The organism is Acidovorax sp. GW458-11-26-14-TSB4 (genome assembly GCF_059423865.1).
In genome coordinates, this window is sequence record NZ_JBWKYR010000019.1 from 34,117 (window position 1) to 48,540 (window position 14,424).

Below are 14,424 nucleotides of genomic sequence, written 5' to 3' on the forward strand. Positions count from 1 at the left end.
GTGTGCTGCGTTGGCTGCGGTCCGCCACTTGGGGAAACCCGCATGGCGGATGGCTTCAGGCTTTGGCCAGGAGCAGGTTGGCCACGCCGGGGCCTTGCAACACGGTGATGCCATTGTCGCGCGCAAACAGGCGGGCGTTGTCGGAGAGCTGGCCCTGCGTCATCACGTAGATGCCCGTGGCAGCACCCTCGGCCTGCATGGCGGCATGCAGTTCGCGGATCGGCTCGATGCCATGGGTGGCGGCCTTCCAGCGCCTGGCGCTGACCAGGGTGGCCTGGCCGCTCTTGGCCACGCGCAGGTCCACGGGGCCGGATTTGGGCTTTTCCACCGTGCAGCCGTCGCGCACCCAGGCGGCCTCCAGTGCATCGCAGAACTGGCGCCAGGGCATGCTGTTGACGGCGCCCAGCATTTCCTCGACCCGGGCCGGGCTGGGGGCCCTGAGCTGGCGCCAGGCCGCGATGCAGCCCACCACGAAGATGGGCAGCGTGCCCACGGCGCCGACATAGGCGTACTCGCGCGGCAGCAAGGCGCCGGCGGCCAGTGCGATCACCCCCACCACCAGGAAGCTGACCCACCAGGGCGAGCGCAGCAGCACGGCGAACAGGGATTTCTCGGCCATCTTGAATTTCACGGGGGGAGCTTTCGGAGTCTGTGACAGGGGGTGGAAGACGCGCATTGTCCTGCACTTACGCGGGGCGGGGCTGAGAGCCTGTTCAAAGTCTTTTTGCAGCCGCGTTGGAGTGCAATCGGGATGAGTGGATGCTTCGGATGCGCCGCATGGGCTCGTGCCCATGCAAGCAGCCGGGGCGTCCAATCGCCCGATTTCACTCCAACCCGAAGGGCAAGTGCCTTTTGCCTTCGGCGAAACCTTCGGTTTTCGGGCGGCCTGCGGCGTTGCGGCGCTTGTTGATAGCCGAGCTATCAACTGCGCACCGCGCCTTGCAGTCCATCCCGAAAAGGGACTTGCGCGGCTTCAAAAAGACTTTGAATAGGCTCTTGGATAGACTATCCGCCTTACCGGAGTTAATTGAATGGCAGTCACCGAACAAGGCCTTCTGGCCGCACTTTCCAGCGTACAAGACCCGCACACGGGCAAGGACTACGTGAGCACGAAGGCGCTGCGCAACCTGAAGATCGACGGTGGCAAGGTGTCCTTCGGCGTGGAACTGGGCTATCCGGCCAAGAGCCTGGAAGCCGAACTCAGCCGCCTGCTGGTGGCCGCTGCCAAAGGTGTGCCCGGTGTGGAAGACGTGGCCGTGCAGATCACCACCAAGATCACGGCCCATGCCGTGCAGCGCGGCGTGCAACTGCTGCCGGGCGTGAAGAACATCATCGCCGTGGCCTCGGGCAAGGGCGGCGTGGGCAAGAGCACCACCGCCGCCAACCTGGCCCTGGCCCTGGCGGCCGAGGGCGCGCGCGTGGGGGTGCTCGACGCCGACATCTACGGCCCCAGCCAGCCCATGATGCTGGGCATTGCCCGCCGCCCCGAGAGTGCCGACGGCAAGACCATGGAGCCGCTGGAAAACCACGGCGTGCAGGTCATGTCCATCGGCTTCCTGGTGAACCAGGATGACGCCATGATCTGGCGTGGCCCCATGGCCACGCAGGCGCTGGAGCAGATGCTGCGCCAGACCAACTGGAAGGACCTCGACTACCTGATCGTCGACATGCCCCCCGGCACCGGCGACATCCAGCTCACGCTGTCGCAGCGTGTGCCCATGACCGGTTCGGTGATCGTGACCACGCCGCAGGACATCGCGCTGCTCGATGCCAAGAAGGGCATCAAGATGTTCGAGAAGGTGGGCGTGCCCATCCTGGGCATCGTGGAGAACATGGCAGTGCATGTATGCAGCAACTGCGGCCATGTGGAGCACATCTTCGGCGCCGACGGCGGCAAGAAGATGGCGGCCGAGTACCAGATGGACTACCTGGGCGCGCTGCCGCTGGACATGCAGATCCGCCTGCAGGCCGACAGCGGCAAGCCCACCGTGGTGGCCGACCCCGATGGCGACGTGGCGCAGATCTACAAGAAGGTGGCGCGCACCGTGGCCGTCAAGATTGCCCAGCAGGCCAAGGACTTCTCGTCCAAGTTCCCGACCATCTCGGTCAGCAAGGATACGTGAGCGTGCGCCCGCGCAAGGCCCGGCAGCCGGGCGATGAAGGAGCGGTGCGCCAATGAACCTGCTGGCCGCCATGCGCTACCTGGTCTCGCTTGACGAGCACCGCCACTTCGGTCGCGCAGCGCAGGCCTGCCACATCACCCAGCCGGCCCTCTCGAACGCCCTGCGTGCGCTGGAGGAGGAGTTCGGCGTCGTCATCGTGCAACGGGCGCGCAGCTATGTGGGTCTGACCCACGAGGGCGAGGCGGTGCTGGCCACCGCCCAGCGCATGCTGCGCGACAACGAGGTGCTGCGCCAGGAGCTGCGCAGCACCGAGATCGCGCCGCAGGGCCGCCTGCGCATGGCATCCACGCCCACGGCGGTGCCCATCCTGTCGCGCTTTGCCGCCATGCTGCAGGCGCGGCACCCGGGCATCCTGCCCGTGGTGCTGTCCATGAGCTCGCAGGAGCTGGAGCAGCGGCTCGAAGACCTGTCCCTGGACTTGGCCGTGGGCTACAGCGAGCGCATGCAGGCCAAGCGCGTGAACCTGCGCTCCTGGCCGCAATGCAACGAGCATTACTACCTGCTGCGCCGCGCCCGCGTGCCCGACCCGGACCGCCTGCGCATCGGCCCGCCCATGCGCTGGAAGGATGCCGGCCAGTTGCCCCTGTGCTTGCTCACGCCGGACATGCACAACCGCTTCATCATCGACGAGGCCCTGCGCGAGGCGGGCGCCCCGATTCCCCCCGCCATCGAGACCAACTCGGTGCTGACGCTGGTGCTGTCCGTCCTGTCGGGCGAGGTTTACAGCGTGCTGCCGGGCGCCATGGTGGCGGCCGCGCGCAGCGAGCGCGGCCTGGAAGCGCTGCCCCTGGTCTCGCCCGAGGTGCGCACCCCCATTGGCTTCATGACGCAGCGCGGCCCGCGCGTATCCCGGGCGCTCGAAGCCGCGCTCGAACTGCTGGACCTGCCCGAGTGGCGCGACCATGTGGCGCAGCACTGTGGCGAATTGAAGGATTAGCCCCCGGCGCTGGGTGCCTTCCACCGGTTCCCGCCCCGTCCCTGGGCTGCAATGCTGCGCCGCACCATGCATGCACACGGCCGCTTTGCGCGTGATTCGTGTTCGCATCATTCAAATGTTGAATCGCAGCATGTGTCGATTCAATTTGACGCTGCACCCCTCCTGTTCAGACACTCCCGACCGCGATTGACCGAGGTCAAGAACAACAGCGCTTGCGCACCATCCAAGGAGATAGAACACATGACAGCTTCCACAGCGGGCACTGCGACAGCGCCCGGGGCCATGCCATCCCCCGGGTTTCTGGACAAGGAACGCATCATTGCCGCACCGGGATTCAACCGGTGGCTGGTGCCGCCGGCCGCCCTGGCCATCCACCTGTGCATCGGCATGGCCTACGGCTTCTCGGTGTTCTGGCTGCCACTGTCCAAGGCGCTGTCCACGGCCGGCACGGGGGCTGCCTGCGCCAAGGACATGAGCTTCTTTGCCGAGCTGTTCGCCAGCGGCTGCGACTGGCGTGTGGCCACGCTCGGGTGGATGTACACGCTGTTCTTCGTCTTCCTGGGCTGCTCGGCCGCCATCTGGGGCGGCTGGCTGGAGCGTGCCGGCCCGCGCAAGGCCGGTGTGGTCTCGGCCGTGTGCTGGTGCGGCGGCATGCTGCTGTCGGCGCTGGGCATCCACCTGCACCAGTTCTGGCTCATGATCCTGGGCTCGGGCGTGATCGGTGGAATCGGGCTCGGCCTCGGTTACATCTCGCCCGTGTCCACGCTGATCAAGTGGTTCCCGGACCGCCGCGGCATGGCCACCGGCATGGCCATCATGGGCTTCGGCGGCGGCGCGATGATCGGTTCGCCCCTGGCCGTGGACCTGATGAAGAACTTCTCCAGCCCCACCGATGTGGGCGTGATGCAGACCTTCGTGGTCATGGCGCTGGTGTATTTCGTGTTCATGATGGCCGGTGCCCTGGGCTACCGCGTGCCGCCCACGGGCTGGAAGCCTGCCGGCTGGACGCCGCCACCCCCCTCGGCCAATGCCATGATCACGCAACGCCACGTGCACGTGAAGCGTGTCTGGGGCATCCCCCAGTTCTGGCTCATCTGGGTCGTGCTGTGCATGAACGTGAGCGCCGGCATCGGCGTGATCGGCATGGCCTCGCCCATGCTGCAGGAAGTCTTCGGCGGCGGCCTGATCGGCGTGTCGCAGAAGTTCGGTGAACTCGACAAGGCCCAGTTGGCCGCCATCGCGGCCGTGGCCGGTGGCTTCACCGCACTGCTGTCGCTGTTCAACATCGGTGGCCGCTTCTTCTGGGCCAGCCTGTCCGACAAGTTCGGCCGCAAGATGACCTACGTGATCTTCTTCGTGCTCGGCGGCCTGATGTACGCCAGCATCCCCAGCTCCGCCGGCGCGGGCAGCAAGCTGCTGTTCGTGGGCGCCTTCTGTGTCATCCTGTCGATGTACGGCGGCGGCTTCGCCACGGTGCCGGCCTACCTGGCCGATCTGTTCGGCACGCAGTTCGTGGGCGCCATCCATGGCCGCCTGCTGACGGCCTGGGCCACGGCGGGCATCCTGGGCCCGGTGGTCGTGAACTACATGCGTGAATACCAATTGGGGCTGGGCCTGCCGCGCGAACAGGTGTACAACCAGACCATGTACATCCTGGTGGGCATGCTGGTCATCGGACTGATCGCCAACCTGATGGTGCGCCCGCTGGCCGACAAGTGGTTCATGAGCGACGAGGAACTGGCGCACGAGAAGAAGCTGGCCCACGAAAAGAGCGTGGCGGCCGAAGTGGGCGGTGGCCCCGGCAGCGGTGGCACCACCAGCCCCGCGCTGGTGGCCTTCGCCTGGCTGGCGGTGGGCATTCCACTGATCTGGGGTATCTACAAGACCTTGGTGAGCGCGGCCAAGTTCTTCCAGTAACGCAAACGGAGCGCAAGCAACGGAATCGGGGGCGGGCGCTTGCGCACCGCCAGCGGAGCACATGCCGTCGCTTCGCCCTCCTGATTCCCTGGACGGCAGTTGCAGGCCGGGGAACGCCACGGGTGCGGCGTGATCCAACCGGCTGGCATTGCCCAGGAGACCATGATGAAAGAAGAGAAGATCGAGTTCTACAAGGGCCCCGCCGGTGGCTGGGGTGCGCTCAACAGCGTGAAGAACACGCTGCTGCGCCAGGACATTCCGATCAAGGGTGCCAAGACCCTGCTGTCGGCCAACCAGCCCGACGGTTTTGACTGCCCGGGCTGCGCCTGGCCGGACCGCAACCACGCCTCCACCTTCGAGTTCTGCGAGAACGGCGTCAAGGCCGTGGCGGCCGAGGCAACGGCCCGGCGCGCGGGCCCTGCGCTGTTTGCCCAGTACACCGTGGCCGAGCTGGCGGGGCAGAGCGACTTCTGGCTCGAAGACCAGGGCCGACTCACCCACCCCATGGTCTACCACGCACCCAGCGACCAGTACCGCCCCATCTCCTGGGACGATGCGTTCGCCATCATCGCGCGCCACCTGAACGCGCTGCCAGACCCCAACCAGGCGATCTTCTACACTTCGGGCCGCGCCAGCAACGAGGCGGCCTTTTTGTACCAGCTGTTCGTGCGCCAGTACGGCACGAACAACTTCCCCGACTGCTCGAACATGTGCCACGAGCCCAGCGGCAGCGGCATGCGCCCGCAGATCGGCGTGGGCAAGGGCACGGTGACGCTGCACGACTTCGAGTGCGCGGACGCGATCTTCATCTTCGGCCAGAACCCGGGCACCAACCACCCGCGCATGCTGGGCGAACTGCGCGAGGCGCACAAGCGCGGCGCGCGCATCGTGAGCTTCAACCCCCTGCGCGAGCGTGGGCTGGAGCGCTTTGCCGACCCGCAGGACAAGCTGGAAATGGCCACGCTGGGCTCCACCCCCATCAGCACGCACTACTTCCAGCTGCGCGTGGGTGGCGACCTGGCGGCCGTCAAGGGCATGATGAAGCATGTGCTGGAGCAGGAAGAAGCGCGCGGCGGCGTGCTCGACCACGCCTTCATCGCCGAGCACACCACCGGTTTCGACACCATGGCGGATGAGCTGCGCAGCGAGTCCTGGGCCCTGCTGGAGCAGGAGTCGGGCCTGACCGAGGAGCAGATCCGCTCCGCGGCAGACATCTACATCGGCGCCAAGAGCGTCATCGCCTGCTGGGGCATGGGCATCACACAGCACAAGTACTCGGTGCCCACCATCCAGGCCATCGTGAGCCTGCTCATGATGCGCGGCAACATCGGCCGCGAAGGCGCCGGCCCTTGCCCGGTGCGCGGCCACAGCAACGTGCAGGGCGACCGCACCATGGGCATCTGGGAGAAGCCTCCCGTGGCCCTGCTGGACAAACTGCGCGACGTGTTCGGTTTCGAGCCGCCGCGCGAGAACGGCGTGGACACGGTGGAGGCCATCGAGCTCATGCTCAAGGGCCAGGGCAAGGTGTTCTTCGCGCTGGGCGGCAACTTCGCCGCGGCCACGCCCGATACCTACGAGACCTGGAAGGCCCTGCAGCGCTGCAACCTCACGGTGCACGTGACCACCAAGCTCAACCGCAGCCACATCGTGCACGGCAAGGAGGCGCTGATCCTGCCCTGCCTGGGCCGCACCGAGATCGACGTGCAGGCCACCGGCCCGCAGGGCGTGACGGTGGAGGACTCGATGAGCATGGTGCACATCTCAGTGGGCATCAACCCGCCCGCGTCCGAGCACCTGCTGTCCGAGCCGGCCATCGTGGCGCGCCTGGCGGCAGCCACCATCGGCGCGCGCAGCAACGTGCCCTGGATGTGGCTGGTGGAGGACTACGCGCGCATCCGCGACCAGATCGAGAAGGTGTTCCCCGACTTCAAGGATTTCAACAAGCGCGTGGCCGTGCCCGGCGGGTTCCGCCTGCGCAACACGGCCAGCGAGCGCGTGTGGGCCACGGCCTCGGGCAAGGCCAGCTTCCATGCGCCCGTGGTGCCGCTGGACACGCCATCGCACCGGGCGCGCGAGCGTTTCAAGGACTCCATCGTGTTCACGCTGTTCACCACGCGTTCGCACGACCAGTACAACACCACCATCTACGGCATGGACGACCGCTACCGCGGCGTCTATGGCCAGCGCCGCGTGGTCTTCATCAACGACAAGGACATCCGTGCGCTGGGCATGAAGGACGGCGACTGGGTCGACATCCAGACCGTGTGGAGCGACGGCCAGGAGCGCCGGGCCGACCGCTTCAAGCTCGTGGCCTACGACATTCCGCGCGGCAACATCGCTGCCTACTACCCCGAGACCAATCCACTGGTGCCGCTGTCGGCCGTGGCCGATACGGCAGGCACGCCCACCTCCAAGTCCATCCCCGTGCTGCTGGTGCCCCATCTGGTGGCCTTGCCGGACGGGGTGGTGTCCCCCGCTGCTGCGGCCACGGCGCCGTGAGCCGATGACCACCACACCCGAGCAGGAACCGCTGGCCTGGGCCATCCTGCGCGCGCTGGCGCAGGCCCACGGCGAGTTGGGCGCGGGCATGTCGCTGCCGCGCCTGGGCAAGCGCCTGGGCCAGGGGGCGAGCGTGCTCATGCGCCAGCTCACCCTCATGAGCGATGCCGCCGTGGGCGGCCAGCAGGGGCCGGGCTGGGTGCGCGTGGTGCAGGCCGACGACCGCTGGACCGCGCACATCACCGAGCAGGGGCTTGCCGCCGCGCAGGAACTGCCCGCAGCCGAGGCTGCGCCATGAACGCCCGCATCGATACCGCGCCCGCGGACCCGGACCTCGATCAACGGCTGGACGCACTCTCCGCCCTGGCGCAGCGGCCGGTGCGCGTGTTCGGCGAGCCGCATACCCCCGAAGCGGGCAGTCTGCGCGCCGACACCCTGGCGGCCGAGACGCCTGTGGCGCTGGTCTTCAACGGTGTCTCGCATGCCGTGATGATGGCCAGCCCCGAGAACCTGGAAGACTTCGCCCTGGGCTTTGCGCTGAGCGAAGGCATCCTGGACCGTGCCGAGGACTGCCGTGGCACCTCGCTGCGTCTGGCCGATGCGGGCGCCGCCCAATTGCCCCCCGGTGTGCCGGGTGTCGAGGTGCACCTGGAGATCTCCACACGCAGCTTCGAGCGCCTCAAGGACCGGCGCCGCAGCATGGCGGGCCGCACCGGCTGCGGCGTCTGTGGCGTGGAAAGCTTTGCCTCGCTGGACCTGGCGCCCACCCGGCTGCCGGCGCGCGACTGGATTGCCCAGGTGGACCTGCCCACGGTGCTGCATGCCCTGGGACAGCTGCGCGACCAGCAGCCGCACAACGCGCTTTCGGGCTCGCTGCATGCGGCCGGCTGGGCGCAGCTCGACGGCACGCTGGCCCAGGTCTGCGAGGACGTGGGCCGGCACAACGCCCTGGACAAACTCATCGGCTGGCTGTCGCGCACGGGGCGGCTCGGGGAGCCGGGCTTCGTGGTGCTCAGCAGCCGGGGCAGCCATGAACTGGTGCGCAAGTGCGCGCGCGTGGGGCTGTCGGCCCTGGCGACCATTTCGGCCCCCACGGCCACTGGCGTGCAGGTGGCCGAGCTGGCCGGGCTGCGCCTGTGGGGCCTGTGCCGCGCGCCGCGCGGCGTGCTCTACGCATCGGGCCTGCCCGCCCTGTAGCCGTACGGCATTTTTTGACATGGGCCTGCCGCGTGCCGATGGCATGATCGGGCCATGCGCGACCGCCAATCCACCCATGTCTGGCCGGACACCCTGCCAAGCCAGTTCGGGCCCTACGACCTCGACGAGGTGCCGGAAACCCACCGCACCTCCGTGGAACCCCAGCCCGGCGCCCCGGCACCCGAAGATCCCGCGCCGCAACCGGCACCTGCCGCGCCCCCTGCCCAGCCCGCCCGGCTGGCCTGGGCCGGCTGGGTGGCCGAAGGCCTGCGCGCAGCGCTCCTGAAGCAGCCCCGCACGGGCGCGGCCCTGCCCACGCCGCTGCAGGCCTTGGTGCTGGTGCTGCTGTGCAGCGCGCTGCTGGTGGGCCTGGAGCGCCTGCACACGCCCGGCCCGGCCGTTTTCCAGCTGGGGAACTGGCTGTCGCACTGGTGGGCCATGCTGGTGCTGGTCGGCGCCGCCTGGTGGGCTGTGCCCCCGGCAGCGCCGCTGGCCGATGGAGAGCGGCCTGCGGGCGGGCTCGCGGCCTGGCTGGTGCTGTCCACGGTGGCCGTGTTGCCCGCAGCGCTCGTCGTCTACGGGCTCATGGCGCTGGGGGCGCACCGGCCTGCGTGGTGGTCCACGGGCGTGGGTTACTGGGCCTTCTGGGGCATCTATGGCGCCATGATGCTTGCATACATGCTCGCCCATGCCGTGCTGATGGCCCGCTTCACCCGGTCCTGGGCGCGGACCGCCGTGTTCATGGCGGTGCTGCTGGCCGTGACCGGCGCCGGCATGACCTATGTTCCGCTCCAGTCCTGGGTGGCGGCCCCTGCGGAAGATGGGCCTCGGCCGGCACGGCTGCGGCTGTCGCAGGCCGTCTTCGAGGCCCAGCAGGCGCTGATGCAGCAGCAGGCCGAGGCCCTGGCCGCCGAGCGCCCCGGCGTGACCGATGTCTATGGCCTGGTCTTCGCCCCCTACGCGCGCGAGAACGTGTTCCGGCGCGAGAGCAGCATGGTCGCCAAGCTGCTGGAGGAACGCTTTGACGCGCAGGGCCGGGTGCTGCACCTGCTCAACCATGCGGAAACGGCGGACACCCATGTCTGGGCCACGCCCGAGAACCTGGAGGACGCGGTGAACGCCCTGGCCGCGCGCATGGACAAGGACAACGACGTGCTCGTGGTCTACATGACCTCGCACGGCGCCCAGAACCACCAGCTCGCGGCCTCGCACTGGCCGCTGGAGGTGCCGCCCATCAGCCCCGAGATGCTGCGCGAGGCGCTGGACGGGGCGGGCATACGCCACCGCGTGATCGCGATCTCGGCCTGCTACTCGGGCGGCTGGATCGACACGCTGGCCAACCCGTCCACCCTGATCATGACGGCGGCCGACGCGACCCACACCTCCTATGGCTGCGGCGCCCTGTCGGAACTCACCTTCTTCGGCCGCGCGGTGTTCGACGAGCAGCTGCGCAGCACGCACTCCTTCGAGGAAGCGTTCAAGAAGGCCGTGCCCCTGATCCAGCAGCGCGAGGTGGAGGCGGGCAAGAACGATGGGTTTTCCAACCCGCAGATCCGCGTGGGCGCCGAGATCGCCTCCGTGCTCAAGAGCCTGGAAGAACGCCTGAACGCAGCGCCCCGATAGCCGGGAAGGCCTGAAAAGGCCTTCATGCGGGCTGGAAATGTTGCATTGCCGTGGATTGGCGGCCTTTTGCGCTAATGTCACGCCCATGAACCTCTCATTTATCCGCCTGGGCTGGCGCACCCTGCTGCGCGACCTGCGCGCGGGCGAACTGCGCCTTCTGGTCGTGGCCGTGACCCTGGCCGTCGCCGCGCTCACCTCCGTGGGCTTTTTCGCCGACCGCCTGCAGGGCGGCCTGCAGCGCGATGCCCTGCAACTGCTGGGCGGCGACGCCGTGGTGGCCAGCGACAATCCGACCCCGGCGGTCTTTGCCGAGCGCGCCAAGGCGCTGGGCCTGCAGAGCGTGACGACCATGGGCTTCCCCACCATGGGGCGGGCCAGCGACGACAAGGGCGGTGCCAGCAAGCTGGTGGCCTTGAAGAGCGTGCAGCCCGGCTACCCGCTGCGCGGCACCCTCACGGTGGCCGTGGGCCCGGGCGCGGCCGAGCAGACCACGCGCGACATCCCTGCGCGTGGCGAGGTCTGGCTGGATGCACCCCTGCTCGAATCGCTGGGCCTGTCCATGGGCGACATGCTGCTGCTCGGTGATTCGCAGCTGCGCATCACCCGCATCATCGTGCTCGAGCCTGACCGGGGCGGCGGCTTCATGAGTTTTTCGCCGCGCGTCATGCTCAACGCGGCCGATGTGCCCGCCACCGGCCTGGTGCAGCCCGCCAGCCGGGTGACCTACCGTTTTGCCGTGGCCGGCCCCGAGGTCGCCGTCAAGACCTTCAGCGAGTGGGCCACGGCCGAGGCCCAGAAGCCCGAGCAGCATGGCGTGCGCGTGGAGTCGCTCGAAAGCGGCCGCCCCGAGATGCGCCAGACGCTGGACCGGGCGCAGAAATTCCTGAGCCTGGTGGCCCTGCTGGCAGCGTTGCTCTCGGCCGTGGCCGTGGCGCTGGCCGCGCGCGGCTTTGCCGCCGACCACCTCGATGCCTCGGCCATGCTGCGGGTACTGGGCCAGAGCCAGCGCACCATCGCCGGTGCCTACACCACCGAGTTCGCCATGATCGGCCTCTTCGCCAGCGCCCTGGGCGTGGCCGTGGGCTATCTGGTGCACTACGTCTTCGTGCTGCTGCTGGCCGGCCTGGTCGAATCGGCCCTGCCCGCCGCCAGCCTGTGGCCCGTGGCCTTCGGCCTGGGCATGGGGCTCACGCTCCTGTTCGCCTTCGGCCTGCCACCGGTGCTGCAGCTGGCGCAGGTGCCGCCGCTGCGCGTGATCCGGCGCGACGTGGGCGGGCTCAAGCCCGCCTCCCTGGCCGTGCTGGGCGTGGGCGTGGCCGGCTTTGCCGCCCTGCTGCTGGCCGTGAGCAGCGACATCAAGCTGGGCCTGATCGCCGTGGGTGGCTTCGCCGGCGCCGTGGCGCTGTTCGCGGGCCTGAGCTGGGTAGCGGTGAAGCTGCTGCGCCGCAGTGTCAACGAGGCCACGGCGCCGCGCTGGCTGGTGCTGGCCACGCGCCAGATCTCCGCGCGCCCGGCCTATGCGGTGGTGCAGGTCAGCAGCCTGGCCGTGGGCCTGCTGGCGCTGGTGCTGCTGGTGCTGCTGCGCACCGACCTCATCAGCAGCTGGCGCCAGGCCACGCCGCCCGATGCGCCCAACCGCTTCGTGATCAACGTGATGCCCGAGCAGGCCGATGCCTTCCAGCAAAGCCTCAAGGACGGCGGGGTCAAGCGCTACGACTGGTACCCCATGATCCGCGGCCGCCTGCTGGCCGTGAACGGCAAGGCCGTGGGCCCGGCCGACTACACCGACGACCGCGCCAAGCGCTTGGTGGACCGGGAGTTCAACCTCTCCACTGCGGTGCAGCAGCCGCCCCACAACCAGATCGTGGCCGGCCAGTGGACCGAGAACGAGAAGGGCGCCATCAGCGTGGAGGAGGGCATTGCCGAGACGCTGGGCCTGAAGATGGGCGATGTGCTGCAGTTCGACATCGGCGGCGTGCAGAACGAGGCGCGCATCACCAGCCTGCGCAAGGTGGACTGGGGCTCCATGCGCGCCAACTTCTTCGTGATGTACCCGGTGGAACACCTGGAGGGCGTGGCCGTCACCTACCTGGCTGCCTACCGTGCGCCCGACAAGGCGGGCTTCGACAATGGACTGGTGCGCCAGTTCCCCAACATCACCAATGTGGACATGGGCGCCACCATCACCCAGGTGCAGCGCGTGCTGGACCAGGTGATCCGCGCGGTGGAGTTCCTGTTCGCCTTCACCCTGGCCGCCGGCCTGGTGGTGCTGTTCGCGGCCGTCACCGCCACGCGCGAGGAGCGTGCGCGGGAGTTCGCCATCATGCGCGCCGTGGGCGCACGCGCCAGCCTGCTGCGCCAGGTGCAGCGCGCCGAGCTCATGGGCGTGGGCCTGCTCGCGGGCTTCCTGGCCAGCACCGTGGCCGTGGTCGTGGGCTGGGCGCTGGCGCGCTTCGTATTCGACTTCACCTGGACGGCATCACCCTGGGTGCCGCTGGCGGGTGCCGTGGCCGGTGCCCTGCTGGCCCTGGCAGCCGGCTGGTGGGGCCTGCGCGAGGTGCTGCGCCGCCCGGTGGTGGAGACGCTGCGCAGCGCCGCGGAATAGCACGGCGCCTATGCTGCCTTGGCAAAAGGCGTGCGGATGTCCGAGAGGAACTGCTGCGCGCGCGGGTGCTGCGGGCGGGTGAAGAATTCACCCGGCGTGGCGCGCTCCAGCACGCGGCCTTCGTCCATGAAGAGCACGCGGTCGGCCACCTCGCGGGCAAAGCCCATCTCGTGCGTCACGCAGACCATGGTCATGCCGTCACGCGCCAGGTCGCGCATGACCACCAGCACCTCGCCCACCATCTCGGGGTCCAGGGCGCTCGTGGGTTCGTCGAACAGCATCAGCGGCGGTTCCATGGCCAGGGCGCGGGCGATGGCCACGCGCTGCTGTTGCCCGCCCGAAAGTTCCGAGGGCCAGGCATGGGCCTTGTGCGCCAGGCCCACGCGATCGAGCAGGGCCAGGGCGCGCTGCTCGGCCTGCGGGCGCGAGAGGCCGCGCAGCTGGATCGGCGCCAGCGTGCAGTTGCCGAGCACCGACAGGTGCGGGAACAGATTGAACTGCTGGAACACGAAGCCGATGCGCGAGCGCAGCGTGTTCACATTCACGTCGGGGCCGTAGATGTGGTGACCGTCGATCAGGATGCGCCCGCCCTGGATGGGTTCGAGCCGGTTGAGCGTGCGGATCAGCGTGGACTTGCCCGAGCCCGAGGGCCCGCAGACCACCACCACCTCGCCCTGCTCGATGGTTTCGGTCACGTCCACCAGGGCGTGGTAGCTGCCGTACCACTTGTTGACGTCGTGCAGTTCGATCATGTTGGGAGCGCCTTGGCGGGGGAAGGGGATGCTGCGCGCCGCGCCAGCCGGCGCTCCAGCCCGTAGGCCAGGCGCGACAGGCCGAAGCACAGCACGAAGTAGGTCAGGCCCAGGATGCCGAAGACCTCGGCCGGCCGGATGAAGACCTGGCTGTTGATCTGGGTGGCGATGAAGGAGACTTCGGTGAGGCCGATGATGTAGCCCAGCGAGGTCTCCTTGATGGTCGAGACGAACTGGTTGATGAGCGAAGGCAGCATGCTGCGCAGTGCCTGCGGCAGCACCACCAGGCGCATGGCGCGCGGGTAGGTCAGGCCCAGGGCGCGCGCGCACTCCATCTGCCCGCGCGGCACACCGAGGATGCCGGCGCGCACGATCTCGGCCAGGTAGGCCGCATTGAAGACCACCAGGGCCAGCAGCATGGTGGTGAACTGGCCGGTCTTCACCCCCGTCACGCTGGGCAGGAAGAAGTAGGCCCAGAAGATCACCATCAGCAGCGGCATGCCGCGCACCACGAACACGATGCCCGTGACGGGCCAGCGCAGCCAGCGCCAGGGGCTCACGCGCGCCAGGCCGAACAGAATGCCCAGCGGCAGCGCCAGCAGCAGGGCGCCGGCCGCCAGCAGCAGCGTGAGCGCCAGGCCGCCGAGGGGGCCATTGGGGTATTGGCCGACCAGGAAGTACAGCCAGTAGGTGTCGATGAGTTCCAGCATG

11 protein-coding genes are annotated in these 14,424 nt (G+C 68.7%); 8 read left to right on the forward strand and 3 right to left on the reverse strand.

Annotated features, from left to right (window positions below):
- Nucleotides 1-55 precede the first annotated feature (55 nt).
- Nucleotides 56-631 carry a restriction endonuclease gene (locus tag AC07X5_RS26325; RefSeq protein ID WP_494772532.1) on the reverse strand — a complete coding sequence of 192 codons (576 nt, stop codon included), beginning with the start codon at nucleotides 629-631 and terminating at the stop codon, nucleotides 56-58.
- A gap of 400 nt (nucleotides 632-1,031) precedes the next feature.
- On the opposite strand from AC07X5_RS26325, the gene apbC reads away from it, so the two are divergent.
- From apbC to AC07X5_RS26365, 8 genes are all read left to right on the forward strand, one after another.
- Complete coding sequence (gene apbC, locus AC07X5_RS26330; protein ID WP_409958269.1) at nucleotides 1,032-2,123, forward strand: iron-sulfur cluster carrier protein ApbC; 1,092 nt, start codon at nucleotides 1,032-1,034, stop codon at nucleotides 2,121-2,123.
- Between the two features lie 52 nt (nucleotides 2,124-2,175).
- The gene (locus tag AC07X5_RS26335; protein ID WP_409958271.1) at nucleotides 2,176-3,120 is read left to right on the forward strand and encodes a LysR substrate-binding domain-containing protein; all 945 of its coding nucleotides are present in this window, start codon (nucleotides 2,176-2,178) and stop codon (nucleotides 3,118-3,120) included.
- A gap of 240 nt (nucleotides 3,121-3,360) precedes the next feature.
- Nucleotides 3,361-5,037: an OFA family MFS transporter gene (locus AC07X5_RS26340; RefSeq protein WP_494772533.1), complete on the forward strand. Its 1,677-nt coding sequence runs from the start codon at nucleotides 3,361-3,363 to the stop codon at nucleotides 5,035-5,037.
- 165 nt (nucleotides 5,038-5,202) lie between these two features.
- Nucleotides 5,203-7,536 carry an FdhF/YdeP family oxidoreductase gene (locus AC07X5_RS26345; RefSeq protein ID WP_494772534.1) on the forward strand — a complete coding sequence of 778 codons (2,334 nt, stop codon included), beginning with the start codon at nucleotides 5,203-5,205 and terminating at the stop codon, nucleotides 7,534-7,536.
- A 4-nt stretch (nucleotides 7,537-7,540) separates the two neighbouring features.
- Nucleotides 7,541-7,834, forward strand: coding sequence for a hypothetical protein (locus tag AC07X5_RS26350; RefSeq protein WP_494772535.1), 294 nt, complete (start codon nucleotides 7,541-7,543; stop codon nucleotides 7,832-7,834).
- Nucleotides 7,831-8,733: a formate dehydrogenase accessory sulfurtransferase FdhD gene (gene fdhD / locus AC07X5_RS26355; protein WP_494772536.1), complete on the forward strand. Its 903-nt coding sequence runs from the start codon at nucleotides 7,831-7,833 to the stop codon at nucleotides 8,731-8,733. The genes AC07X5_RS26350 and fdhD overlap by 4 nt, the downstream gene beginning before the upstream one ends.
- A gap of 54 nt (nucleotides 8,734-8,787) precedes the next feature.
- Nucleotides 8,788-10,356 carry a C13 family peptidase gene (locus AC07X5_RS26360; protein WP_494772537.1) on the forward strand — a complete coding sequence of 523 codons (1,569 nt, stop codon included), beginning with the start codon at nucleotides 8,788-8,790 and terminating at the stop codon, nucleotides 10,354-10,356.
- A gap of 85 nt (nucleotides 10,357-10,441) precedes the next feature.
- Nucleotides 10,442-12,961: an ABC transporter permease gene (locus AC07X5_RS26365; protein ID WP_494772538.1), complete on the forward strand. Its 2,520-nt coding sequence runs from the start codon at nucleotides 10,442-10,444 to the stop codon at nucleotides 12,959-12,961.
- Between the two features lie 8 nt (nucleotides 12,962-12,969).
- Here AC07X5_RS26365 and AC07X5_RS26370 read toward each other — a convergent pair whose 3' ends face one another.
- Together AC07X5_RS26370 and AC07X5_RS26375 are read right to left on the reverse strand one after the other, a co-directional pair.
- On the reverse strand, nucleotides 12,970-13,713 hold the full coding sequence (locus AC07X5_RS26370; protein WP_494772539.1) for an amino acid ABC transporter ATP-binding protein: 744 nt from the start codon (nucleotides 13,711-13,713) through the stop codon (nucleotides 12,970-12,972).
- Nucleotides 13,710-14,423 (reverse strand): amino acid ABC transporter permease, encoded by a 714-nt coding sequence (locus AC07X5_RS26375; RefSeq protein WP_494772540.1) that lies wholly within the window; start codon nucleotides 14,421-14,423, stop codon nucleotides 13,710-13,712. The genes AC07X5_RS26370 and AC07X5_RS26375 overlap by 4 nt, the downstream gene beginning before the upstream one ends.
- Between the last annotated feature and the right edge of the window lies 1 nt (nucleotide 14,424).